We start from the raw sequence: 24,060 nt of genomic DNA, 5'->3' as shown, positions 1-24,060 counted from the left end.
GCCAGGCACTTAGCTTAGCTTTGGAGCACATAAATGAAATAAAACATGCGTAAAACATTACTACTTTTCCTTTTAGCGCTAGGCTCCGGATGGATGGTCCAGGCACAGGAAATCAGTTCGCCCGACAAAAATCTAAGTTTAAAATTTGAACTAAATGCTTCGGGCACTCCTACTTATCAGCTTAAATACAAAAAGAAAGATGTTATAAAAACGAGCAAGCTTGGTATCGAAACCAAGGATGTACCCTCGTTTTTAACCGGCTTTACGGTTGTAAAAACGGAGCAGGCAACTGCTGACGAATCCTGGAACCCAGTTTGGGGTGAGCAGAAAACCATCCGTAATCACTACAATGAGCTTTTGGTTACCTTGAGCCAAAAGGCTGAAAAGGACCGTTTTATCAGGTTGCGTTTCCGCCTTTTTGATGATGGCCTTGGATTCAGATATGAATTCCCGGAACAGGATAATTTGAATTACTTCATCATCAAGGAAGAAAGAACCGAGTTCGCCATGGCTGGAGATCACAAAGCTTTTTGGCTTCCGGGAGATTACGACACGCAGGAATACAGCACGGTAACTTCCAAATTGTCTGAGATCAGAGGACTGATGAAATCAGCGGTTACACCAAACTCTTCCCAAACTCCATTTTCCGACACTGGTGTTCAAACACCATTGATGCTGAAAAGTAACGATGGCTTATACATCAACCTTCACGAGGCAGCATTGGTTGATTACTCAACCATGTCCTTGGAGCTGAATGATAAAACCATGGTCTTTGAATCGCACCTTACTCCTGATGCAATCGGCGACAAGGGTTACCTTCAGGCACCTGCACAAACACCATGGAGAACAGTTATTGTGAGTGATAAAGCAGGAGACATCCTGTCATCCAAGCTGGTGCTTAACTTAAACGAACCAACCAAATACAAAGATGTTTCCTGGATTAAACCGGTAAAATACGTTGGTGTATGGTGGGAAATGATTACCGGAAAAAGCAGCTGGGCTTATACAGATGAGAAGATCCAATTTGGCGTGACTGATTACAAAAAAACCAAACCCAATGGTAAACATGGCGCAAACACCGCTCATGTAAAAGAATATATCGACTTCGCTTCGAAGCATGGATTTGATGCAGTACTCGTTGAGGGCTGGAATGAAGGCTGGGAAGACTGGTTTGGAAAAACCAAGGACTATGTTTTTGATTTTGTAACGCCTTATCCGGATTTCGATGTGAAAGAACTTCAGCGTTATGCTGCTGAGAAAGGTGTAAAAATGATGATGCACCATGAAACCTCCGGTTCGGTTCGTAACTATGAACGTCATCTGGATACGGCATACAAGTTCATGGTTGAGCATGGCTATAACTCCGTGAAAAGTGGCTATGTAGGTAACATGATTCCCCGTGGCGAGTATCATTACGGACAGTGGCTAAACAACCATTATCTGTATGCCATCAAGAAAGCTGCGGATTACAAGATTATGGTTAACGCGCATGAAGCTGTTAGGCCAACGGGTTTAAACCGTACCTATCCAAACCTGATCGGTAACGAATCTGCCAGAGGAACCGAATACGAATCTTTCGGTGGAAACAACCCGGATCATACCACGATCCTTCCTTTCACCCGTTTGGTTGGTGGACCGATGGACTACACACCTGGAATTTTCCAGACCAAAATCAGTGCTTATAACCCGGACAACAACTCCTATGTACATACTACCTTGACTAAACAATTGGCTTTATATGTTACCATGTACAGTCCTTTGCAAATGGCGGCAGATTTCCCAGAAACCTACAACAAGTTTATGGATGCCTTCCAGTTTATAAAAGATGTTGCGGTAGATTGGGATGAGTCTTACGTTCTGGAAGCGGAACCTGGCGATTACATCACGATTGCACGTAAAGCAAAAGGAAAAGATGAATGGTATATCGGTGGTATCACCGATGAGAACGCTCGTACTTCAACAATAACCTTTAAGTACCTGCCAAAAGGAAAGAGCTTTACAGCGACCATCTACGCCGATGGCAAGGATGCGAACTATGACAAAAATCCGCAAAGCTATACCATCAAAAAAATCAAAGTTAATGCTAAGACGGTGATAAAACAGCAAATGGCACCTGGAGGTGGATTTGCGATCAGCGTAAAATAAGTTATCAGAAAGGGCCAGCAAGGCCCTTTTTTTATTGGGTAGCTTTCCGGAGCGGCAATTTAAAGCAGAAGGTAGCCCCCTGCCCTTCGATGCTGTCAACCCATATTTCCCCGCCCGCTCTTTTGATGATCTCCGCGGAGATGTACAGTCCCAGACCCAAGCCCGGGAAGGTATGTTGCATATCGCCGGTTACCCGGTAGAACTGCTCAAACACCTTGTCCAGGTTTTCTTTTGCAATGCCGATGCCGTAGTCCTTCACACAGAACTGAACGCCATCCGCTACACGCGTCGTGGAGATGTCTATCTTGCCTGTGCCGGGCGAATATTTAATTGCATTCGTAATCAGGTTGGTAATCACCTGACCAATGCGCTCTTCATCCCCGAAGACTTCAACTGGATCCGAGTATGTGGCCGCTAGCAGGTGGTTTTGAGTGGTCCGTTGAAGGTCTTCCACCAGTTCGGCTACGAGCGTGTTGAATTCGAAGGTTCGGTCATTGAACTGCAGGCGGCCGGAATTGATCTTAGTCACATCGAGCAAATCGCCAATAAGACTCGTTAATCGGTTTAGCTGTCCGTCCATTTTCGAGATCATCTGCGCTTCTTTCATGGAGCCGTTCTTCCGGAGCATACGCTCCAACACCTGTGTGTATGCCTTTATACTCGTTACAGGTGTCTTAAGCTCATGGCTTGCAATACCGATGAAGTTATCTTTTTGCTGCTGCAGGAACTTCTGTTCGGTGATGTCCATGCCAGCACCAATATAGCCCTCGAAAATACCCTCTCCATTATATTGCGGACGGCCGGTGGCTACGCACCAATGTATGGTGCCGTCGGTGTGGTGAATGCGATATTCGATTTCAAAAGAATCATGGGTCTGAAATATCGCCTGAAAGTGTTTTTCCAAGCGTAACAGGTCTTCTTCAACCACGGCCTTCAACCAACCCTGGCCCAACTGTGCTTCGAAAGGGATACCGGTCCAGTCTATCCAGGTCTGATTGACATAGATGATATTGCCTTCTGCATCCGACTGCCAGAGACCTGTTGGCGCAGCAGTGGTGATACTTCTTAATAGTGCTTCACTTTTTTCAAGTGCCTGCTTGGATGCATGCTCCGGGCGCAGGTCCCTGACCACCGCACCAATTGCAATAGGACTTCCCGATTCAGGATCATCAATCCGTATGCTGTTGTTGAACACTTCAAAGGATTCACCGGTGATCACGTTCCGGATCGACATCTTCCCCGACCATCGGCCGTCACGAATCACCGCCGGCATCACCTCGCGCTTCATCATCTTGTAATCTTCCGGGGTGTATAGTGCTTTCACATGGGTATTCCGCACCTGTTCATCGTTAGTGAAGCCTAATAAGGTGCGTCCCGCATCATTGATGTAGGAATGCCGTCCATTCAGGTTAAGGATCGACATCATGTCCACACTGTTGGCAACCAGTGAAAGGAGCTTTTTCTGTTCCCCTCTTGACTGCTTTTGTTCGGTAATATCAAGGGTAATACCCAATATCCTTACGGCGAGGCCGGATTCAAAATATACTTTACCTTCCACACGCACCCAACGTAAGGAGCCATCTTTACGATTGACACGGGCTTCATAATACAAGATCCCGGTCTTCAATGACTCCTCGATGGCCTTTGCCCTGCCTTCGAGGTCATTCTTATGGAACAGGGCCACATAATCCTCTCGGCTTACCGGACCTTCAAAACCATGAATTCTTGCGAAGGTATCTGATGTGACCATTTCACCGGAAATCAGGTTCAGATCGAAAGTACCCATGCCCACAGAATCTACCGCTAGGCGCGCCCGTTCTTCGGCTTCCTCTAACTTGCGTTTGGACTGCACCTGCTCCGTTATTTCCCGTGCAATTGCAATCACTCCGGATATTGATCCATCTTCTTCGCGGAAAGGCTCATACACCAAATCAATATATACATCCTCCTGCAGGCCATTGCGAACAAGTGGTACCGCAACTTCATGGCCTTTAAACGCCTGCCCGGTCCGCCTTACTTGGTCCATCTTCTCCTCGAAGCCGTGACCCTTTGCATGGGTGAGCACACTAAATACCGGGCGCCCGATTAAAAGCTCCTGAGGCATGCCATAGATTTCCGCCAGTTGTGGATTGATCATCTCTACAATATTGTCGCTGCCTTTGAAGATACCTATGCCTACCGGCGCCTGCATAAAAATAGAGTAAAGCTGCTTGCGCTGTTCTTTCAGCGCCCGAAGATTGGCTTTATCACGCCCTACAAGTTTCACCATTTCGGTAACATCCACCGGCGTATGAAGAATCAGGATTACCTCTCCGGCATCATCTAAAATCGGCGTGTTTGTGGTGGTCCAATAGCGTTCCTCAAAGCGGTCGGTTCCCGGAATAGGAAGGTCATACCGATAATTGCTGATGGTATGTGGCAGCTTGTTCTTAATGGCTTGTGAAAACGAATACGCTGAGCGTTCGACATTTGCCGAAGCAGCGTCGTCCGGATTGTCCGGAAAAGCCTCAAAGACTGGCCTGCCGATAATTAACTCACGCTTTGTATTTGTCGTATTCAGGTAAGCATTGTTGACGTCCAGAATAGTGAATATAGGTGCGTCAACACCCACCATAAGCTGCGCCGATGTACTGGAGTAGAATAAATTTTTATAAACCTGCTCTGATAATTGATCTCTCATGAAAAATTCCCGGGCAATAAACACGAACATCGCTTAAGCAAACCCGTCTTGCTAAATTATTAAAAACATTTTAAGAAACGGCTAATTGTTGCCCTTGTGCTCAAAAACGCAGTCGTGTAGCGCAATAAACCTTTTGCCTTTTGCACAGTCGTACAGTAAACATTGTTACAATGCACAATTAAAAAATATCATAACTTAGACCGTTAACCAAATTGAAGATTTAACTATGAACCAATTCAACATCAAAACCGCTTTTATCACCACTTCGTTAATGATTGCTGCCCTGGGTACTACCTTTGCACAGGAAAAAGCGAAACCTCAGGACACTGAATTCTATACCCCTGTACCAGCAACTGTTACGCCTGGTAAAACCAATACAGATGCCCCTTCAGACGCAACCATTCTGTTTGACGGTAAGGACCTCTCTCAATGGGTATCTACGAACGACCGTAGTAAACCTGCTAAATGGAAGGTATCAAATGGCAGCTTTACCGTTGTGAAAAGTGAGGGCAACATTGAAACAAAGAAGTCATTCGGCAACTACCAACTTCACCTGGAATGGCAAATTCCTGCAAATATCACAGGTGAAGGACAAGCGCGTGGAAATAGCGGACTGTTTCTGGCTTCCATCGGAAAAGGTGATGACGGCTACGAACTACAGATCCTGGATCCACACAACAACAAGACTTACACCAACGGACAGGCAGGAAGTATTTACAAACAGACTACTCCTTTGGTTAACCCAGGTAAAAAGCCAGGTGAATGGCAAACCTATGATGTAATCTGGACCGCGCCGACTTTCAATGCTGATAGCACAGTGAAAACACCAGCTAGAGTTACGGTATTTTTTAACGGCGTACTTGTACAAAACAACTTTGAACTTCAAGGTCCTACGCAGTACATCGGAAAAGCGGCATACCGTAAAGCACATGGACCATCTCCAATCAAATTACAATCACATGGAGACAAAAGTGAGCCGATCAGTTTCAGAAATATCTGGATCCGGGAACTATAAAATTGTTTATGGCTGAAGAATTGCTAGGCCTTTATAAATCCAACACCAATGAAAATCAAACTTTTACTCTTGCTATGTATTGCTTCGCTTGGCTTGGCATCTTGCAAAAAGGACACCTACATCCAGGACACCCCAAACAGGACTATTATTCTAACTATTCAGCCGAACCAGTGGGTAATCGCTAATGAAGGAAGGACCATTACGACGGATCTTGAGATTCCCGAGATTGATCAGTTTAATGTTGATGTAGAAGGTATTCTGGTATATCTGGATCATCCGGTAAATGAAAATGGCTACATCGCCTTGCCTTACACTTACAGCGGTAACAGCTATTCCTTTGAACACTTTAATGGTGGGATAGCGATCGATATTCAGCGTTCAGAATTTTCTACGCAGAACCCGGGACGGCCTACCGTTCCAATCCGGGTTAAGGTGGTACTTATTCCATCAGTTGACATCACGTAATAACATTAATCGATACTAAGAAAACGGCCAACGTTCAACAGAACCTGGTCGTTTTTTTTGTGCCCAAGATCTGTAGCCAGCTGAATGCTCCGCAGCTTAATGCCCATGGCTTCGAGCTGAAGTTCTTCATAGAACCCTTTGTAATAAACGTCTTTAACTTCAAATGTTAACGAACCTGCACCAAGCTCAACCCATTCCGGGTAAAACACCAGATGCTTACCTCCAGTATCAATATTCAACTTTAACGCCTCAGCTGCACTGAGCACATTGGCATTGCCCAACAACTTTGCTGTATAAATATGTTCAGGCGTATTGTACAATTCATGGGGTTTTCCCTGTTGTAACAGCTGACCGTCTTTAACCAACAAGAGCTTGTCGGCAAGGAAAAGTCCGTCTGCAGGATCATGGGAGACCAATATAACCGTAACTCCCGTCTCCGTGGCAATACGTTTTAAATCCGCACGCAGCTGGTTTTTCAACAATGCGTCGACCTGGCTAAATGGCTCATCCAGTAGCAGCATTCTGGTATCACTTACCAACGCTTTTGCAATGGCCACCCGCTGTTGTTCACCGCCGCTAAGCTCGGTGATCCGCTTGTCCCGGAGATGTTCAATGTGAAGGTGCTTCATCATCTCTACGGTCTTGTCATGCTTTGATCTCACGTCGGTATTAGACAGCATGGAGGCGATGTTATCATACACCTTGGCATAGATGTTCAATGAAAAATCCTGGGTAACCATCTTCATGCCCTTGTGGCCCGGAATGAGTTGTTCATCAGGGCCAAGCACCCGCCTACCATTAAAAAGGACTTCCCCCTGATCCAGGGATAGTAATCCATATATCGACTTCAGCAAGGTGGATTTACCACTGCCACTCTCGCCAATAATGGCGACGATCTCCCCTTCATCAATGTCGAAACTGATATCGCTGATACCTGAAAGCTGTTCGGTTTGATATTGTTTGGAGATGTTTCTTACGCTAAGAATGCTTGTATTCACTACACAAAGATAAGCTTTTAGCATAAAAAATCCCGCTGTAGGTTAGGCAGCGGGAGTTACAGGGTATTTGTGTGTTCTATTGTTTCTTAATTTAAGCCAAGGGTTACGCCGAACGACATGTTGCGAAGGTTTTTCTGTGCAGGACTGTCGAACATATCATTCATGTAGTATTTTGCAAAAACACCCAGACTGCCATAACCTAAGCGTACCGTACCACCGTAACGGAACGGCTGCAAGTGATAATCATCCTTTACCTTCTGCTTACCGCGCTCATCGCTGATCTGCTTGATCTTTCCATTTAACAAAAAGCCGATCTCCGGGCCAAAAACAAAGTAGAAGCGCTTGCCATTATCGTTCTCTTTGGTACGTAATTCAAAGTTCAAAGGAATATGTACGTAGCTGCTAGAAAAACGGTTTTTGTCAAAGTGGATATCCTCGTTGATATAGGTAAGGTTTTGTGGTTCATTCTGTAGTGTAATATCCTTTTTCAAACGGATCAGTGTCCAGTCGAAACCACCTGCTAGATATACCTTAAAGTTTTGGTTGAAACGGTATCCGAACTGCAGTACATCAAAGGAAACGGTACTGGTCTTACCTGGTTTATAATCCAGAAAATCATTCGTCGGCGATAAGCTAAAACTACCATCATCGATCAGCTTAGAAAAGCCCAGGTCAATCCTGGTCAAAGTGATACCGCCCATAAAGCGCCCTTTTGTTTCATCCTGGTGCCTGATGGTATCTCTGTTGCTCCGACGGCCGGGCCTTTCATCATCACCAAACTGCACGCTAAATTTGTATCGTTTCTTTCCTGTGGTGTCCTGTTGCTTCTTTTCTGTAGAATCCTGCTGTGCCTGAACATTCTGGGCAATTGCACCGGCAAGTCCGCTTACCATCAATGCAGTTAAAATAAGTCGTTTCATTTTGTGTTGGTCTATTTGTGTATTTCTTTATCTACTTCTTCTTTGGTTGATCTTTAGCGGTCCAATGTTGATCGCTACAAGCGAGGTCCCTTCATCATCGTCTGTTCTAAACTCCACAAACTTCTGTTCACGTTTGTCAAGTTTATCAACGACAAAGTTTACCAGATCCCCTGCATTTCTGATCCTTGGCTTTGTCTGTTGCTCCACTTCCGCGGTTTCGTTAATCGCCGAGCTTATTACAGGTTCCGAATCCACCGGCTTACTGTTATTAGCCAGGGCAGTTTCCGTGATTGCTGTTTCCACTTCCGTTGTGATCGCAGCAGCAGGTTCCTCAGCCGCTCTAATAGTATGATGAAGATCTTCCTGAACTGGTTGCATGGCAACTAAACTTTTTTCTTCCGCGATTAAATCATTGGACGCATCATCAACCTTTTCACCAAGGAAAGCATTATTGATCTCCTCAGTAGAACCGGACTGATCCTCAGGCGCAGCGATTTGGGTTTCAGCATTCGCGTGTTGATCTGCGGACACAACCGGACTAGCAGCTGTCGCTGGTGCTTCAACCGGCACTGATACCTGAGGCGCATGTAAGGCAATTTTTTCCTGTGGCTTGAACAGCAAACCAGCAGAAAGTGCTACCACCACCGTGGCCGCCGCAGCCCAGTATACAGAGGGGTTACGCTTTTTCTTTGTTTTTAGCTCTGGTGCGATACGCTCCCATAGATCATTGCCAGGTTGCACTTCCGCATCCATTAAACGATCCTTGAATAAGCGATCAAATTCATTATCCGGTATATGTTGCATAATTTATGCCCTCCATTTTAATAATCTCTTGTTTCAAAATTGCTCTGGCTCTTGATAGTTGCGACTTACTTGCACCCTCCGAAATTCCAAGCATTTCGCTGATTTCTTTGTGCGAATAACCTTCGATCGCATACATGTTGAACACGAGTCTGTAGCCATCAGCCAGGTTCTGTATCAGCTTCATCAGATCCTGCATGCCCAGCCTATGAAAGTCGAAACCCGTAGCTGGTTGTTCATACGCATCGTCGATAGGTACAACATTCATCGACTTGATGTTTCGGCGATAACTTTCAATTGCTGTATTTACCATAATGCGACGCATCCAACCTTCAAATGATCCATCAGCCCGGTATTCAGTAACCTTTTGAAAGATCTTAATATAACCCAGCTGCAGGGAGTCCTCAGCTTCCATCCGATCTTTGGCATAGCGCATGCAGACGGCCAGCATCTTCGAGGCAGTCTGCTTATAAAGCAGTTCCTGCATCTTACGATTACCGGCTTTACAGCCTTCCATTAATTCGGTTATGGTATAGGTTCGCGTCAACTTCATGATCTCTTATAACACAAAGATGATGAAAGCCGGCAGATGGTTGCACGCAACTGAAATTATTTTTGATATTTTGCGCGATAGCGCTTGTACCATTTCACAGCCGTCATGATCAGGACTGCAAAAATGATTAATCCCGCAAGGCCATAGATCCAGTTTACGGCACTTTTCAGTACTACTGTAAACACAATGGCCACCAGGAAAATGGTCGCAACTTCATTCCAGAGACGAAGTTTAAAGGAGCTCAGCTTGAAGATACCAGCTTTAAGCTGATTCATAATACGCTGGCAAATGAAGTGATAAGCAATTAAACCAGCTACGAAGGCCAGTTTAACATGCATCCATGGTGCCTGAAGCAAAGCTGGCCTCATAATAAGCATGGTAACACCGGCAAGTACAGTGAGTACCATTGCCGGTGTTGTAATAATATTCCAGAGTCTACGCTCAATTTTCTCATACTCCCGCTGCAGAATGTCGCGCTCCAGCGCTGGCTTCTCATTCGCTTCCGTATGATAAATAAACAAGCGGACACTGTAAAACAGGCCTGCCATCCAGCTAACCACAAATATGATGTGAACAGATTGAACAGACAGGTATGCTGACATTAGTATTTGAAGGCTTTAACTGTTTCTATCGCAAACTTAACGTTGTCAAAAGGAATGTCGGGCATAATACCGTGACCAAGATTGAAGATAAATCCATCCTCGCCACGCATACGCTCAAACAATGCCAGGATGTGTTTCTTGATCACCGGCTTATCGGCATATAAAATATGTGGATCAAGATTTCCCTGAACAGCAATCCCTGCAGGTAGTGCCTTTTTGATATTCAACAAATCTGCATTCCAGTCAATGGATACCACATCAGGTTTTGCTTCCGCCATGATCGGCGCGAATACAGAACTGCCCTTGCAGAAAGAAATCACAGGAATATCATTTCTGTTCAGATTGGCAATAATCTCCTGAATGTACCGGTGAGAGAATTCCTGATAATCGTTCCAGGATAAAGCAAGCGCCCAGCTATCAAAGATCTGAAGTGCATTTACACCCGCTGCAATTTGCAGGTTTAGGTAGTCCGCAGTAACCTTCGCAATCTTCGCCAACAAGCGGTGTGCAAGCTCAGGATGGTTATGGATCAGAAGTTTAGTTAACTTAAAATCTTTTGAAGAACCGCCTTCCACGAGATAGCTCATTACGGTGAACGGTGCGCCCGCAAAACCAATCAATGGAATACGACCATTCAGGCGCTGCTGAATAACCTTGATTGCATCAGCAACATATTGCAGGTTGTCTAAACAATCTACATTTAGGTTATCAATATCCTGAGCGGTACGGACAGGGTTTGCAAACTTCGGTCCTACGCCTTGCGTAAAACTCAAGTCACCACCCATTGCTTCGCCGGTAACCAGGATGTCTGAAAACAAGATGGCGGCGTCAATGTCCAACAGATCTACAGGTAACATCGTTACATCGGCAGCAAGCTCCGGAGTTTTGCACATTTCAAGGAAGGAATATTTGTTCTTAATCTCCCAATATTCAGGCATAAACCTCCCTGCCTGGCGCATCATCCATACTGGCGGACGCTCGGTAGGTTTTGAAAATGCGGCATCTAAAAATAACGTGTTCATCAATCTGTGTGTTTTTATAATTTGTTTGCTTCTATGTCTAATTTATGAATGATCTCTTGCGCTTTTGGCGTAACGGCGAGTGTTTTCGCGTGCTCAATATAAGCGATCATACGTTCTTTATCTTTTTTCCGGAGTGCAAGATTTGCCAGGTGGATCATTACAAAAGCTTTGTCGTTCTTCCCGCCAAGTGGAAACCGGCTCGCGATCTGGAAATGTCGCTCGGCATCGTCGAACATGCCTTTTTTAAGAACAATATTCCCCATCATAAACTCGTAATACCCTCTGCGCTTTCTGGCTAGCCTATCCGGATTTGGCACTTCGGCCAGCACACGTTCGGCATGATCATAATCTCCCTTATGATAATACTTCGCAGCAAGCAAGATGGAACTCTGTTTGAAATGGCTCCACAATACAAAGCCAAAGAACATTGCTCCAACAGCGGCAAGTTCTTCTTGTTTATACACCAGGCATATCGCTGAGGCAATTAAAAACACTGCCATCAGGATATACCTGCCTTTTGCGTTATACATTAATTCTGATTGTCTGTGAATTTATAGCCAACCCCGCGGATCGAGTGAAAGTAAACCGGATTTTTTTGATCAGGCTCAAAGTACTTACGGAAAGTTAAAATGAAGTTGTCAATGGTGCGGGTACTTGGATATACATCGTAGTTCCAAACTGTCTCCAGGATCTGCTCCCTGGAAACTGCCTCGTTCTTACGCTCAATAAGTAGCTTCAACAACATCGTCTCCTTCTTGGTTAAAGGAACAATATGCCCATCGTCCTGCTTTAATTCAAAAGAGTTGAAATAAATGGTTTTGTCACCGATCTTGTAAGAGTTCAGTTCTTTTAGATCATCAGACTTCATGCTGCGTTTAACAAGAATACCAACCCTTAAGATAAGCTCTTCCAGATTAAAGGGCTTCACCAAGTAATCGTCAGCACCTTTTTTCAAACCCATCACACGATCTTCACTGGTGTTTTTCGCTGTCAGGAATAATATTGGAACTTCTGAATTCTCCAGTCTGATGGTCTCACATACCTGGAAGCCATCCATTTCCGGAAGCATTACATCCAGAATGATCAGATTAAAACGCTCCTCTTTGAAAACCTTTAGTGCAGTCTTGCCATCTTTTACTGCATGAACCTTATAGCCTTCCAGTTCAAGGTTCAATTTTATTGCATCTAATAAATGGTCTTCATCTTCAACCAATAATATTCTTAATTTCTGTGGCATATGCTTTAACTAAATGTTACTTCAAAAATGGCACCCTGCGGTACGTTATCTTTAACGCTAATGTCAGCGTCATGGTTTTGCAAAACTTCTTTAACTATAAATAAACCAAGCCCGGTACCCTTGGTTTTGCGCACACTTTCATCACCCACACGGTAAAATTTATCGAAGATCAACATCTTCTCATTATCGGGAATACCTGGCCCTTTGTCGGCAACCCTTAAGAAAGGACTACCATTCTCGACCCCGAGATTTACCGAAACCTCGGCACAAGGACCAGAATACTTAATTGCATTTTCAATCAGGTTGGTCACTACAGATGACAAAGCAAATGGGTCCCCAACTACCTTAACATCTGGTTGAATGTTTGTTTTGATCATCTGCGCAGAACCGCAGGAATGTATCTGTAAACGATCAGTGATCTTTACAACAAGATCCGAAAGGCTAAATTGCTCCTTTGGAAAAGAATAAGATCTATTCTCAATCTTGGTTGCCAGCAGCATGTTTTCCACCAGATCATCCAGACGCTCAATATCCTTTAAAGAATTGCTGAGCAGAATGGTTTGTCTCGCTTTATCCAGGTCACGTTTAACAATGGTCTGCAGGGAAAGCTTTATCGCCGCCAAAGGCGATTTGAGCTCATGCGTTACCGAAAGCAGGAAGTTCGTCTGTTGTTCATGCAGGTTTTCTTCCTTACGGATGGAACGGTGCAGGAAATAAGCACCAATGCCAAGCAGGAACACGAATACGGCCCCCTCACCCACTACCATGGCCATTCTGGAAGGCTGTAGTTTAATAACCAGGGCACCCCAGGAGATCAGCTGTACTAAGGCATACAGCAGCATGAAATAAAATATGATGATCGACTTTTTCAATACGGATGACCTATTTTCCTGACGAATGTACCACTTAATTTACTTATTTCTAAAAACTATATCCAGGGCGTCCAGAATAGCTCTTTTGGCCTTTTCAAGCTCGATCTTGGTATGTGCTGCCGAAACAAATCCAACCTCATAACCTGATGGTCCGATGTAGATACCACGATTCAGCAACTCGCGGTGGAACTGCTTGAACTTGTCCATGCTGGCCACATCAATATCCTCGGCAGTCTGAATTTTATCTTTATCTGTGAAGGCAAACCAGAAAATGGAACCTACATGGAAAACTTTCAGTTTATAGCTCCTTGCAGATGCAAACCGTTGTATGCTCTCTGCAAACTCTGCTGTCTTCGCATTCAACTCCTTGTAAAAACCGGAACGAAGCAGCTCTGTTAGCTGCGCGATACCTGCAGCCATGGCAACTGGATTCCCGGACAGTGTTCCTGCCTGGTACACACCACCATCTGGTGAAATGTGCCCCATAATCTCCGCTGAAGCACCGTACATCCCTACTGGTAAACCACCACCGATGATCTTTCCATAGGTCACGATATCCGGCTTAACGTCATAGTATGCTGCAGCACCTTCAAATCCAATCCTGAATCCGGTGATCACCTCATCAAAAATCAACAAGGCTTTGTGCTCATGGCAGGTTTTCTCCAGAAACTGCACAAAGGATTTCTCTTGCATTAACAAACCATTATTTGCAGGGATACCTTCAATGATCACTGCAGCAATCTGGTCCTTAAATTGTTCGAAAGCCTCCGTAACGGCATGCTCATCATTCAATGGAATAACGATCGTTTCCAGGGCGAATGAATGTGGTACCCCTTTGGAAGATGTTTCTCCGAAGGTTACCAGACCAGAGCCGGCTTTTACCAGCAGTGAGTCACTGTGCCCATGGTAGCAACCTTCAAACTTCAGGATCTTATCTCTGCCGGTATACCCCCTTGCAAGTCGGATTGCCGACATTACCGCTTCGGTACCCGAGCTCGTAAAACGGATCTTCTCTACAAAACGGTTGTTCTTGATGATCAGCTCGGCAAGTTCATTCTCCAGGGCCGTAGGTGCGCCGAAGCTCATGCCATGCTGCATCACCTCCATCACCTTCTCACGAACTTTCGGATTGTTGTGCCCCAGGATCAAAGGACCCCAGCTTGCACAAAAGTCGATAAACTGGTTGCCGTCAGCATCCCATACGTAACAACCATCACCCTTTTGAATGAATAATGGTGTGCCATATACCGATTTGAATGCACGTACCGGTGAGTTTACCCCACCAGGGAAGTAGGTTTTTGCTTTTTCATACAGCTCAGCCGATTTCTCTCTTGAAATATCTGGCTTTGTTCCAGTATTTACAGGCAGATCACCTTCATTCCCGGAAAACATTTTCTTAAAGGATTCTAACATTATAACCAGTTATTTTCAACAATATCTTTAATGTGGTAGGTGGTGATCACACTTGCGCCTGCTCTGGCAAAAGCATACATGGTCTCCATTACGACCTTCTGCTCATCGATCCAGCCTTTCTCAGCGGCAGCTTTAATCATCGCGAATTCACCTGAAACATTATAACACGCAATTGGAACATCACATTGCTGCTTTAAGTCTGCAATAACATCCAGATAAGCCAATGCTGGCTTTACCATCAAGATATCAGCACCTTCACTTTCATCAATTAACGCTTCTCTGACCGCTTCTTTTCCATTCCGGAAGTCCATCTGGTAAGCTTTACGGTCACCTTTGCTTGGTGCACAATCTGCGGCTTCGCGAAACGGACCATAGTACGCCGAAGCGAACTTCGTAGCGTGAGACATAATACCGGTATTTACATAGCCATTGCTGTCCAATAAATTACGAATAGCTAAAATGCGCCCGTCCATCATATCCGATGGCGCAAGCAAATCTGCACCAGCTTGTGCATGGGTAAGCGACATTTTTGCAATCAACGCTACCGTTGCATCATTCTGAACGTAATCGTCATGCATAATACCACAGTGCCCGTGTGTTGTATAAGAACAAACACATACGTCGGTTACGACATACAAATCGTCACCAAACTGTTTTTTCAATGCTCTTACCGCTGTAGGTACCAGCGAATGGTCGTGATAAGCAGAACGTGCGTCTTCACTTTTCTCATCGCCTACACCAAACAGCATTATCTTGTTGATACCGTATTTCAACCCATTTTCAACATCCTTGATCAGGGTGTCGATAGAAAAATGGTAAACACCAGGCATAGCATCAATCGCATGTTTCACACCTGTTCCCGGTACAATAAAGTAAGGATAGATGAACATATCTTTCGACAGCCTGGTTTCGGCAACCATTTCTCTGACAATAGGGTTTTTTCTTAATCTTCTAGGACGGCTTAACATTTGTGACCTCTCTTTTTTAAATTTCTAATCCAAACACAGCTTCGGCAAGTCCCAATTCATCAGGTGAGAACGGAAGGATGTAGGAAACACCCATCTCATCAAGCTTCTTCCCTGTTGAACTGCCGATAGCAATTACTTTCTGTCCCGGATCCAGTAAATTATTCTTAAAATATGCCTCCACATTCGAAGGGCTAGTAAATATGAGCACATCAGCAAAGGTCTTGTCCGTCTCATCAGCGATCACCGTTTCATAGATCGGCAGATCTACAACCTTCGTGTCGGCAGATAAAGCTTTCGGAATGGTGAGCAACGAGTCCTGCGCCCTTGGGAACAACACCGTTTCACCTTTAACCAATGCGGCAAATTCCACAGCTACATCCTGCACATCGCCACTTTCCCCAACATAATCAGCAAGGTGGCCATGACGGCGCAGGGCATCTTCGGAACCGCGGCCCACAACCCCAAACTTGACTTTCTTAGATAATGCAGGCTTCAGCTTAAAAAAGAATTCGACACCATTACGGCTGCTGAAGAATATCCAATCGATGTTTTTCAGGTAAAAAGGATCAAGAATGTTCACGATCGGAAATGTCCGGATCAATGAGCGGTCCTCTATTTGAATGTTGTGCTTATCTAAAGCACGTCTGAAATAACTATGTGGGCCGATTTCCCTTGAAATAAACACCTTCCCCGGCTTTTTACGGCTAGGGTTGTATTTACTTACAATCTTCTCAGCCATACCTTCGAGGCTTTCCGTTCTAAAGAAAACGCGATCCGGGAAAGCATCACTATCGTCTGCTTTCGAGGTCCAGATCTCATACTTACCGTTTTCTTTTTTACAGTAGCAACCTAAAGGCATATGGCAGCCACCCTCGAACATATTCAGCACCTTCCGTTCTACCGCAATCTGACTTGCAGTTTCCGGATCGTGAATCTGTTGCAGAAGCTCATAAAGCGCGGTATCACTTTCTCTAATCTGAATGGCTAAGGCACCTTGCGCCGGTGCAGGTATCAACTCCGTTGGTTCGATCACCTCAACATGAAATTCGCTAAGGTCAATCTTCAACCTGTTCACACCAGCTTTTGCCAGTAGAATGGCATCGTAGTTTTCATCACGGAGTTTTTGGATCCGGGTAGGAACATTTCCGCGTAAATCTTCGATGTTTAAATCCGTTCTTACGGCCAGGATCTGTGCTTTTCGGCGGTTGGATGATGTACCAACCATCGCGCCGGTTTTAAGCGACAGCTTTTGCGTTACATCGACACAATCTTTAAGGATCAGCAGAAGCTCTGACGGGTCTTCCCGTTCTGGAACTGCAGCGATAACTAAGCCGGCGGGGTGTACCGTTGGAAGATCCTTATGCGAATGCACCGCAAGATCAATCTTACCACTTAACAACTCTTCTTCGAGCTCCTTGGTGAAGAAACCTTTTCCTTCCAGTTTATCCAACCTTAAATTTAAGATCTTGTCTCCCTGCGTCTTAATTATTTTCAGTTCAGCTTCGACACCAATACCAGAAAGTCTATCCTTGATATAATTGGCCTGCCACAAAGCCAGGTCACTACCTCTAGTGCCGATAATAAGTCTTTTCATTCAGATTTAATATGATATAACGCATTAACAACATGGATCTATGCGCACCAGATGATGTCGCTGCCATGCTGATCGAGGACAAATTTAACCTAAAAGAGTTATAGTCTTAAATATTATAGAAATAATGTAATTGCCTTGACGAAGCTTAGATTTCGTTACTATTCACCAGGATCTCTTTGGCCATAACCATCGGAACACTGATGCATTTTTTCTCCATATAGTTCATTACCCTTTCCAGGATAAGCTTGGAGTTTTCGTCCATGGTGCTGATCTCGTCAGCAAACACGCCATTGATTGCAGTATTCTTGATCTCTTTGATCTTCTTCGGTACACTGCTCATCGCAATTTCTATTTTGCGCTGACGTAATACCAGATCAAATTCTTTGATGTTCTGCTCAATGATGGTTTCCGCGTTTACCAGTTCGTCGTAACGTTCCTGGATGTTTTTGCGGGCAATTTCCTTTAGAGATTCCACTTCGATGTAGTGGACAGGATAGTTTTTGATCACCTCCACAGCGGTGTCATTGGGGATAGCGAGGTCAACAATAACCTTCTTGTCGCTCTCGCCATTCAGCAGCTTTTTATAAAGCTCCTCTGTGATGATTGGCTCTGTAGCACCAGTACAGGTAATGATCACATCAAAGCCACCTTTGAAGTTCTCCAGTTCTGTAAGTGGATAAGCTTGCGCATTAAGGTCAGCAGCCATAGAGGCCGCATTCTCCACGGTCCTGTTGAAAATAGAAAAATTGGAGTATTTATGTTTTTTGAGGTACTGTGCTAAGTTTTTGTTGGTTTCTCCGGATCCAATGATCAGCAGCCTGGAATTGGCGCACATGCTTAGATCACGAAGTTTCCGGTAAGCAAGAGAAACAACAGATACCGGATTTTTAGAAATATTTGTATTGGTATAAACTTCTTTAGCGGTTTTCACTACACGATCCATAATGGTACGAAGACCATCGCCAGTAAAGCCACCCAGCCTGCAGTTCTCATAGGCTTTTCTGATCTGTGCAAGAATTTCCTTCTCACCCACCACCAGACTTTCTAAAGAGCAAGAGGTTCTTAACAAATGATTGAAGGCCTCCACCTTCTCGTAAACAGATACTTTATCCACAAATGCTTCCATGTATTCTTCCGGAAGCCCCATATCCAAAACTGTCAGAAACTTAACCGTAAAATCACGGTCAACCTTCTCGGGTGTCGTAAAAATAAACTCAACTCTGTTACAAGTGCCGACATAAAAGATCTCCTTTATGTTCAATTCATCCTGAATTTTTTTAAGTCGGTCATCAAGTGTTTGCTCGCAAATCACCAATTTACCTAAAGCTTTTAGATCAATTTGTTTGTGAGTGAAAGCAATAATCTTTAAATATTCCAAGGTAGGTTCTGGTGTTATTTTCTAGGTAACAAAAGTAACAAGCGGATGCTGTACCACTGTCATTAGGCTGTAATTAACAATAATTTAGAAAGGTTCTATTTTATCGGCCACTTTCAGCCCAGTTTCCGTCTTCTTTGATGAGCTCAATCAGGTCATCCAAAGCACGTTCTGTATTCACGTTTTTCTTCACCACCTGCTTGCCACGATAAAGGGTGATCTTCCCCGGACCAGTACCCACGTAACCATAATCGGCATCCGCCATTTCGCCCGGACCGTTAACGATGCAGCCCATAATACCAATTTTGATCCCTTTAAGATGATCTGTCCTGGAACGGATCAACTGAGTTGTTTCCTGCAGATCGAAAAGTGTTCTGCCGCAACTCGGGCAGGAAATGTATTCTGTTTTCGAGATCCTGGTGCGTGTAGCCTGGAGAATCCCGAAGCTTGTGCTGTTTACCAGGCCAAGATCCTGATCCTCTTCTTTGACCAGCCAGATACCATCACCAAATCCATCGGTTAACAAAGCACCAAGGTCTGTCGCAGCATAAAGCATCAGATCATCATTGCTGATCCCTTTATAGCTGCGTCTGATAATTACCGGCAGGCTAATACCTGCTTGCTGCATTTTATTGAAGAACGCGCGTTGCTCAGCCATGCCATGTTCTGCAGATGTTTCTAACACCAACACCACATGATCTCCTAAAGACCTTATAAAAGCCTCATCAAAATGCAGGGCATTAATCAGCAGAAAATTTATGGATGGGTCTTTTACTTCTGCCTGGATAAAGTCAGTTGCCAGAAACAATGGATAACAGTTGGTCCTGTCTTTAAGCGACAACCAGGTATTATAGTTATAAACCTGACGAAGGTTTCCGGGAAAGGCAAATGATGGCAGCTCGTCACCTAGGAAGACAAGATCGGCAGCCTGATCTGCCAGGTTATACTTATCTAAGCCTGCCTGGTAACGGTACCCTGCTGCATTTAGAAAATAAGGATCTTTCAGGTTCTCCGCACGCACATCCAGCATCACCACCGGATGATGATGCCCACCGATGTTTTGCACCACGGAAGTTTGTCGTCTGTTATATTCGAAAGGACTATACGTTAAATTTCCAGGATCAATAACCTGCACAGCAGCCTTGCCCACTGGGCGCTTAGCATAGCGGTCCGCCAGGCTTCTTGCAACAGGCGCTTCAAATTCCGGATCCTCGGTTAGTGACACACGGATCGTGTCACCAAGGCCATCTTCCAGCAGCGTTCCAATACCTACCGCCGACTTAATACGCCCGTCTTCCCCATCACCAGCTTCTGTTACTCCAAGGTGCAGCGGATAGTGCATCCCTTCTTTCACCATAGTCTCCACCAGCAAACGGTAGGCTTGTACCATCACCTGGGTGTTACTGGCTTTCATAGAAATCACCAGGTTGTAGTAGTTCAGATCTTCGCACATGCGGATAAACTCCATTGCAGACTCCACCATTCCTCTCGGTGTATCGCCATAGTGGCTCATGATCCTGTCGGATAGCGAACCGTGATTGGTTCCAATACGCATGGCGGTACCATATTCCTTGCAGATGTTCACCAGGGGCTTGAACTTCTTGTAAATGCGCTCAAGCTCCGCCTGATAGGCAAGTTGTGTATATTCTATATTCTCAAATCGTTTCTTATCCGCATAGTTTCCCGGATTCACGCGAACCTTCTCCACAATCCTTGCCGCCGCTTCAGCAGCATTCGGGGTAAAGTGAATATCCGCCACCAGCGGAACATTGTAGCCACGGCTTCGCAACTCCCTTTTGATGTTTGCCAGGTTTTCCGCCTCTTTCATGCTGGGCGCCGTAATCCGTACATATTCACAACCAGAATTCACCATCCTGATGGTTTGCTCCACCGTCGCCATGGTATTCATGGTATCAGTGGTTGTCATCGACTGGATCCGGATTGGGTTGTTTCCACCCATAGGCACATCACCGATGTACACCTCCCGGGTAATAAATCTTGAATAATCAGTTAAGCTGTTGCAATATATGCCGCCAAGTACCTGCGGCGTTGTTACGTTTTCCATGCGTTACAAAGATAAAGATTATATCAATCGATCTTTAATAACTAACGTATTTGCGGCCATGTCGTGAAAGCATTGTTGCTTTTTATTGAGAAAACTATAGAGGTATCCAAAGAAGAACGGCAATACAGAAAGGATCTTCGCGGCATTACGGCCAAAGGCCGTGATCAAATCTATCCTGTTGCCCCACATATCAGTAACCTTAATATTTAGCAGTTTTTTACCCAGGGTACCCTGGGCCCTGGAACTTTCAGCAAATACACCATAGATAAACTTAATTACCGGAATGGCTGGCAACATCGTTATGCCCACCGAGATCCGCATGGTTTTCTCCTGAATAACCAGAAAACTCAGCAGCAAGGCGAACACATAGAACATCAGGATCAAGAAGTAATCGATGACCGATGCCAGCAAACGCTGATCAAAGGAAGCAAAATATTGGGGCGCAGTTTGCTGGTATCTGAAACCAAGAAGCTCACGCAGTTCAGGGAACTCGTGAGCTTCTTTATAATCATTCATGCCTGGTTTACGGATAAAGGTGCCTGACTTGATATTCAGGCCTTTTAACTCGGCTAGTTGATACGGGCCCTGCGGCTTGCCGTTGATCACAACCGTGTACTGCACCGATCCAGAATCTGCCATCTTCGTAATTCTCGTCTTAGTAACGGGATACTTCAAAGTTACTTAATCCACCATCAAGTGTGATAAAGATCTTTTTAGTTGAACCGGCATAATTTGGCGTCTCATACGAGCCGTCGTTCAGCTTGGTAAATCCGGTGAAATCTTTGGCAGACAGGCCAGTACTGCTCTTGATGCGACAGCCTGCGCCAGTTGGCACTTTGATCTTTACATCAGCAACACCTGTCTTTACGACAACATCTGCAATAGGCAGTAAATCACCCATCTTAATGTCCAGTGCGGCTGCACCACCTTCAAACTTGAAGGTCCTGATCTTGTAGCTGGACAGGTCAAAATCTACCTCCCCCGCACCCATGTTCATATTTACCTCCCACTCCGGCTGGGTGTTCAGTTTAAAGTCGACATCATTACCGCCGTCGCCCATGTTCCACTTTCCCTTTTTCTCCTGCATTCTGAAGGTCAGTTTTTGTACAGAGTCAACAAACTCCTTCTGCAGGGTAAAGGTACCTCTGGATTTTTCGACAACTGCATTGATCAGACTGTCTGTTGGACCATCCAGCTTGAAAGATGTGCCACCACCGGAGATGTTCAATACCACCTTCTTCGAGCTGTCGGGATGAAAGGGCTCTGTGAAGGTCAAACGCTCCATATGGGCAGTGTCACCCACCTCATCGTCTATGTCAATGTTAATGTCCTTGTCAAAGTTACCCCCGAACAAACCGCGGTGCTCCGGCGGCTGTTGTCCACGATAAAACAGGAAGCCTAGCGTAATTACCAGCACACCGATTGAGATCATGCTGCCAGTCTGCGACTTATTTTTGTTAAACAGTATGTTTACACCAGCAATGATCAGGAACACCGGCCAGAAGCCCCATACATTTCTCCAGTAAAATTCTATGACATTAAAGTTTTCGAGCAGGAGTACCAGACCTACAAATAGCAGGATAATGCCCCATAATATTCTATCTAGTTTCATGGCTACAAAGTTTTGGTGTTATCAGTTTCATTTTTCTCCTGCGCCTGTTGGTTCAGGGTCTCATCTTTCCAGTCCTGAAAGCTGTCGTTGCGTTTTGATTTCATGATGAAGCTTAGACCGATTGCAACAAACACCAATGGCCAGAGTTTATGCAGCTTAAACCAATATGGGATAATGTCGAATTCGTTCATCAGAAAGTAAAGGCCGATGACCAGAAGAAACAATCCGCCCACGGTCCGGCCGGTATCATTCGGCTTGCTAAAGCTTTTAAAGTCCTGTGGCCTGGTCCAGTTTGGACCTGAAGCAAACGGATTTGTAGTACCGAATGGATCTGCAGGTTGTGCAGGTTCAACGGGCTCTACCGGTGCTTGCCATTCCGGTGCAGTGTAACCGGTAGTGGGTCCCTGCTGCCTGAAAAAATCATTAAACTTGTTGTACTTCGCTGCAGGGTTCCGGTTTACCGGTACCACGATCCACATCACCAGATAAACCAGTACCCCGGTTCCAACCAGAAAGACGGTGGACAAAACAAACAGAAGCCTGATAATGGTAACATCTACCTCCATGTAATCTGCAATGCCGGATGATACACCAGCGATGACTTTCTCAAAGTCGTTTCGATATAAGCGCTTTTCCATAATATGGGCCTCCTTTTCCTAAAATTTTATTGGTCTGATGATCAGCTCATCTACGTTCGCTCCAGTGCTTAATTTGAGGAGCTGACTGATGCTTTCGGCAATGTCTTCAGGCTGAACAAACTTTTCTCTCGGAATCTCCGTGCCGTCCCAGGAAGCGGTGAGCGTAGAACCGGGAAGAATTGCAGTAACCTTTACATTGTGTTTTGCCAATTCATCTCTCAATACATTATTAAGACTGAGCAAGGCTGATTTAGTTACAGCATAACTACCGGCATTTTCCTTAATTTGCTTACTCGCTGTAGAACAGATGTTTATAATATGGCCGGAAGTCTGTGTACGCATCTGCCGACCTATATATTTACTGAGGTAATAGGCACTGCTGAGATTTATTTGCAGCTGTTGCTCGAAACTATCATCATCTTCATCCAGGAAACTCCCAGGAATAAACACCCCAGCGTTATTTACCAGCAGGTCTACCTGCTCAAACACGGTCGAACAGAAATCGCAAAATTCATAAACAGAAGACTTGCTCGCGCAGTCTGTCGCGCGGTAATGTACCTTGACATCGAAAGCTGCTAACGTTGAAGCCAAGGCGCTGAGTTCAGCCTCATTTCTGGCACAAATCGCAAGATTGTAACCTTCGTCAGCCAGCTTAATAGCAATGGCCCGCCCTATTCCTTTCGTAGCACCCGTAATTATTGCATTCATGTTTTTTATAATAAAAAAACAAAAATACCTTTTTACGAGGCTTGTTGGCGTTCAATTTCGGTCCCAATTTCGGAGATGGTTTTTTCATCAAGCAGCACTTTAGCCGTGTTGCTATCATGATGTTCATACATCTTATATATGCCAGGGCTCACCTGATCTATTGGGAGCTCCTCCCAGTTCCCGGTATTTTTCGACTTCACGATTTCCCCTACCAACATATCATGGTAAATAACTTTGTAGGCTTCCGGGCTTTCCGGCTGCAGGGTTAGCGATATCGGCTGATCTTGTATTGTAATGGTGATATTGAAGGAATCCATAAAGTGCTTTTGCAATTAAACACACTGCTACCATGATTGTTTTTTAATAAATTACCCAAC

Annotated in this window: 23 protein-coding genes; 3 read left to right on the top strand and 20 right to left on the bottom strand. The window is 44.9% G+C overall.

The annotated features are described in order from the left end of the window. The first annotated feature begins 45 nt into the window (after positions 1-45). A complete protein-coding gene (locus AC5WJX_RS17125) occupies positions 46-2,145 on the top strand; it encodes a glycoside hydrolase family 97 protein (RefSeq protein WP_494485499.1) in 2,100 nt (699 codons plus the stop codon). 31 nt (positions 2,146-2,176) lie between these two features. On the opposite strand, the gene AC5WJX_RS17120 is transcribed toward AC5WJX_RS17125, so the two are convergent. After that, positions 2,177-4,825: a PAS domain S-box protein gene (locus tag AC5WJX_RS17120; protein WP_494485498.1), complete on the bottom strand. Its 2,649-nt coding sequence runs from the start codon at positions 4,823-4,825 to the stop codon at positions 2,177-2,179. A 226-nt stretch (positions 4,826-5,051) separates the two neighbouring features. On the opposite strand from AC5WJX_RS17120, the gene AC5WJX_RS17115 reads away from it, so the two are divergent. Both AC5WJX_RS17115 and AC5WJX_RS17110 read left to right on the top strand, forming a co-directional pair. Continuing rightward, positions 5,052-5,840 (top strand): 3-keto-disaccharide hydrolase, encoded by a 789-nt coding sequence (locus tag AC5WJX_RS17115; protein WP_494485497.1) that lies wholly within the window; start codon positions 5,052-5,054, stop codon positions 5,838-5,840. A 48-nt stretch (positions 5,841-5,888) separates the two neighbouring features. Then, positions 5,889-6,305, top strand: a complete 417-nt coding sequence (locus tag AC5WJX_RS17110) for a hypothetical protein (protein ID WP_440431169.1) — start codon at positions 5,889-5,891, stop codon at positions 6,303-6,305. A gap of 5 nt (positions 6,306-6,310) precedes the next feature. Here AC5WJX_RS17110 and AC5WJX_RS17105 read toward each other — a convergent pair whose 3' ends face one another. The 19 genes from AC5WJX_RS17105 to AC5WJX_RS17015 all read right to left on the bottom strand — a co-directional run bounded on the left by AC5WJX_RS17105 (position 6,311) and on the right by AC5WJX_RS17015 (position 24,000). After that, positions 6,311-7,303, bottom strand: coding sequence for an ABC transporter ATP-binding protein (locus AC5WJX_RS17105; RefSeq protein WP_494485496.1), 993 nt, complete (start codon positions 7,301-7,303; stop codon positions 6,311-6,313). Positions 7,304-7,389: 86 nt separating this feature from the next. Beyond that, positions 7,390-8,223 carry an outer membrane beta-barrel protein gene (locus AC5WJX_RS17100; protein ID WP_494485495.1) on the bottom strand — a complete coding sequence of 278 codons (834 nt, stop codon included), beginning with the start codon at positions 8,221-8,223 and terminating at the stop codon, positions 7,390-7,392. 27 nt (positions 8,224-8,250) lie between these two features. Next, positions 8,251-9,027, bottom strand: coding sequence for a hypothetical protein (locus tag AC5WJX_RS17095; RefSeq protein WP_494485494.1), 777 nt, complete (start codon positions 9,025-9,027; stop codon positions 8,251-8,253). Continuing rightward, positions 9,008-9,577 (bottom strand): RNA polymerase sigma factor, encoded by a 570-nt coding sequence (locus AC5WJX_RS17090; RefSeq protein WP_494485493.1) that lies wholly within the window; start codon positions 9,575-9,577, stop codon positions 9,008-9,010. Before AC5WJX_RS17090 ends, AC5WJX_RS17095 begins: the two co-directional genes overlap by 20 nt. 56 nt (positions 9,578-9,633) lie before the next feature. Continuing rightward, positions 9,634-10,179 carry a CopD family protein gene (locus AC5WJX_RS17085; RefSeq protein ID WP_494485492.1) on the bottom strand — a complete coding sequence of 182 codons (546 nt, stop codon included), beginning with the start codon at positions 10,177-10,179 and terminating at the stop codon, positions 9,634-9,636. Beyond that, entirely contained in the window at positions 10,179-11,201 is a 1,023-nt protein-coding gene (hemE, locus tag AC5WJX_RS17080) for a uroporphyrinogen decarboxylase (protein ID WP_494485491.1), read from the bottom strand. Before hemE ends, AC5WJX_RS17085 begins: the two co-directional genes overlap by 1 nt. Before the next feature lie 14 nt (positions 11,202-11,215). Then, positions 11,216-11,731, bottom strand: coding sequence for a hypothetical protein (locus AC5WJX_RS17075; RefSeq protein ID WP_494485490.1), 516 nt, complete (start codon positions 11,729-11,731; stop codon positions 11,216-11,218). Next, a complete protein-coding gene (locus AC5WJX_RS17070; protein ID WP_440431184.1) occupies positions 11,731-12,438 on the bottom strand; it encodes a response regulator transcription factor in 708 nt (235 codons plus the stop codon). The genes AC5WJX_RS17075 and AC5WJX_RS17070 overlap by 1 nt, the downstream gene beginning before the upstream one ends. Before the next feature lie 5 nt (positions 12,439-12,443). After that, the gene (locus AC5WJX_RS17065; protein WP_440431186.1) at positions 12,444-13,310 is read right to left on the bottom strand and encodes a sensor histidine kinase; all 867 of its coding nucleotides are present in this window, start codon (positions 13,308-13,310) and stop codon (positions 12,444-12,446) included. 39 nt (positions 13,311-13,349) lie between these two features. Further along, positions 13,350-14,723: a glutamate-1-semialdehyde 2,1-aminomutase gene (gene hemL, locus AC5WJX_RS17060; RefSeq protein ID WP_494485489.1), complete on the bottom strand. Its 1,374-nt coding sequence runs from the start codon at positions 14,721-14,723 to the stop codon at positions 13,350-13,352. Continuing rightward, positions 14,723-15,691 (bottom strand): porphobilinogen synthase, encoded by a 969-nt coding sequence (gene hemB / locus AC5WJX_RS17055; protein ID WP_494485488.1) that lies wholly within the window; start codon positions 15,689-15,691, stop codon positions 14,723-14,725. Before hemB ends, hemL begins: the two co-directional genes overlap by 1 nt. A gap of 16 nt (positions 15,692-15,707) precedes the next feature. After that, positions 15,708-17,285: a hydroxymethylbilane synthase gene (hemC, locus tag AC5WJX_RS17050; protein ID WP_494485487.1), complete on the bottom strand. Its 1,578-nt coding sequence runs from the start codon at positions 17,283-17,285 to the stop codon at positions 15,708-15,710. 145 nt (positions 17,286-17,430) lie between these two features. Then, on the bottom strand, positions 17,431-18,663 hold the full coding sequence (hemA, locus tag AC5WJX_RS17045) for a glutamyl-tRNA reductase (protein WP_440431193.1): 1,233 nt from the start codon (positions 18,661-18,663) through the stop codon (positions 17,431-17,433). A gap of 100 nt (positions 18,664-18,763) precedes the next feature. Further along, positions 18,764-20,725 carry a (E)-4-hydroxy-3-methylbut-2-enyl-diphosphate synthase gene (gene ispG / locus AC5WJX_RS17040; protein WP_494485486.1) on the bottom strand — a complete coding sequence of 654 codons (1,962 nt, stop codon included), beginning with the start codon at positions 20,723-20,725 and terminating at the stop codon, positions 18,764-18,766. Between the two features lie 18 nt (positions 20,726-20,743). Further along, complete coding sequence (locus AC5WJX_RS17035) at positions 20,744-21,364, bottom strand: RDD family protein (protein ID WP_494485485.1); 621 nt, start codon at positions 21,362-21,364, stop codon at positions 20,744-20,746. A gap of 16 nt (positions 21,365-21,380) precedes the next feature. After that, the gene (locus AC5WJX_RS17030; RefSeq protein ID WP_494485484.1) at positions 21,381-22,337 is read right to left on the bottom strand and encodes a toast rack family protein; all 957 of its coding nucleotides are present in this window, start codon (positions 22,335-22,337) and stop codon (positions 21,381-21,383) included. 2 nt (positions 22,338-22,339) lie between these two features. Then, the gene (locus AC5WJX_RS17025) at positions 22,340-22,975 is read right to left on the bottom strand and encodes a PspC domain-containing protein (RefSeq protein ID WP_440431200.1); all 636 of its coding nucleotides are present in this window, start codon (positions 22,973-22,975) and stop codon (positions 22,340-22,342) included. 18 nt (positions 22,976-22,993) lie between these two features. Further along, complete coding sequence (locus tag AC5WJX_RS17020) at positions 22,994-23,683, bottom strand: SDR family oxidoreductase (protein WP_494485483.1); 690 nt, start codon at positions 23,681-23,683, stop codon at positions 22,994-22,996. 32 nt (positions 23,684-23,715) lie between these two features. Then, positions 23,716-24,000, bottom strand: coding sequence for a hypothetical protein (locus AC5WJX_RS17015; protein WP_494485482.1), 285 nt, complete (start codon positions 23,998-24,000; stop codon positions 23,716-23,718). Positions 24,001-24,060: the final 60 nt, after the last annotated feature.

The sequence above is a fragment of the Pedobacter sp. NEAU-ZC8 genome, from assembly GCF_059278965.1.
Note: the sequence above shows the minus strand (reverse complement) of the source record. Positions and strands in the feature narration are given on the sequence as shown.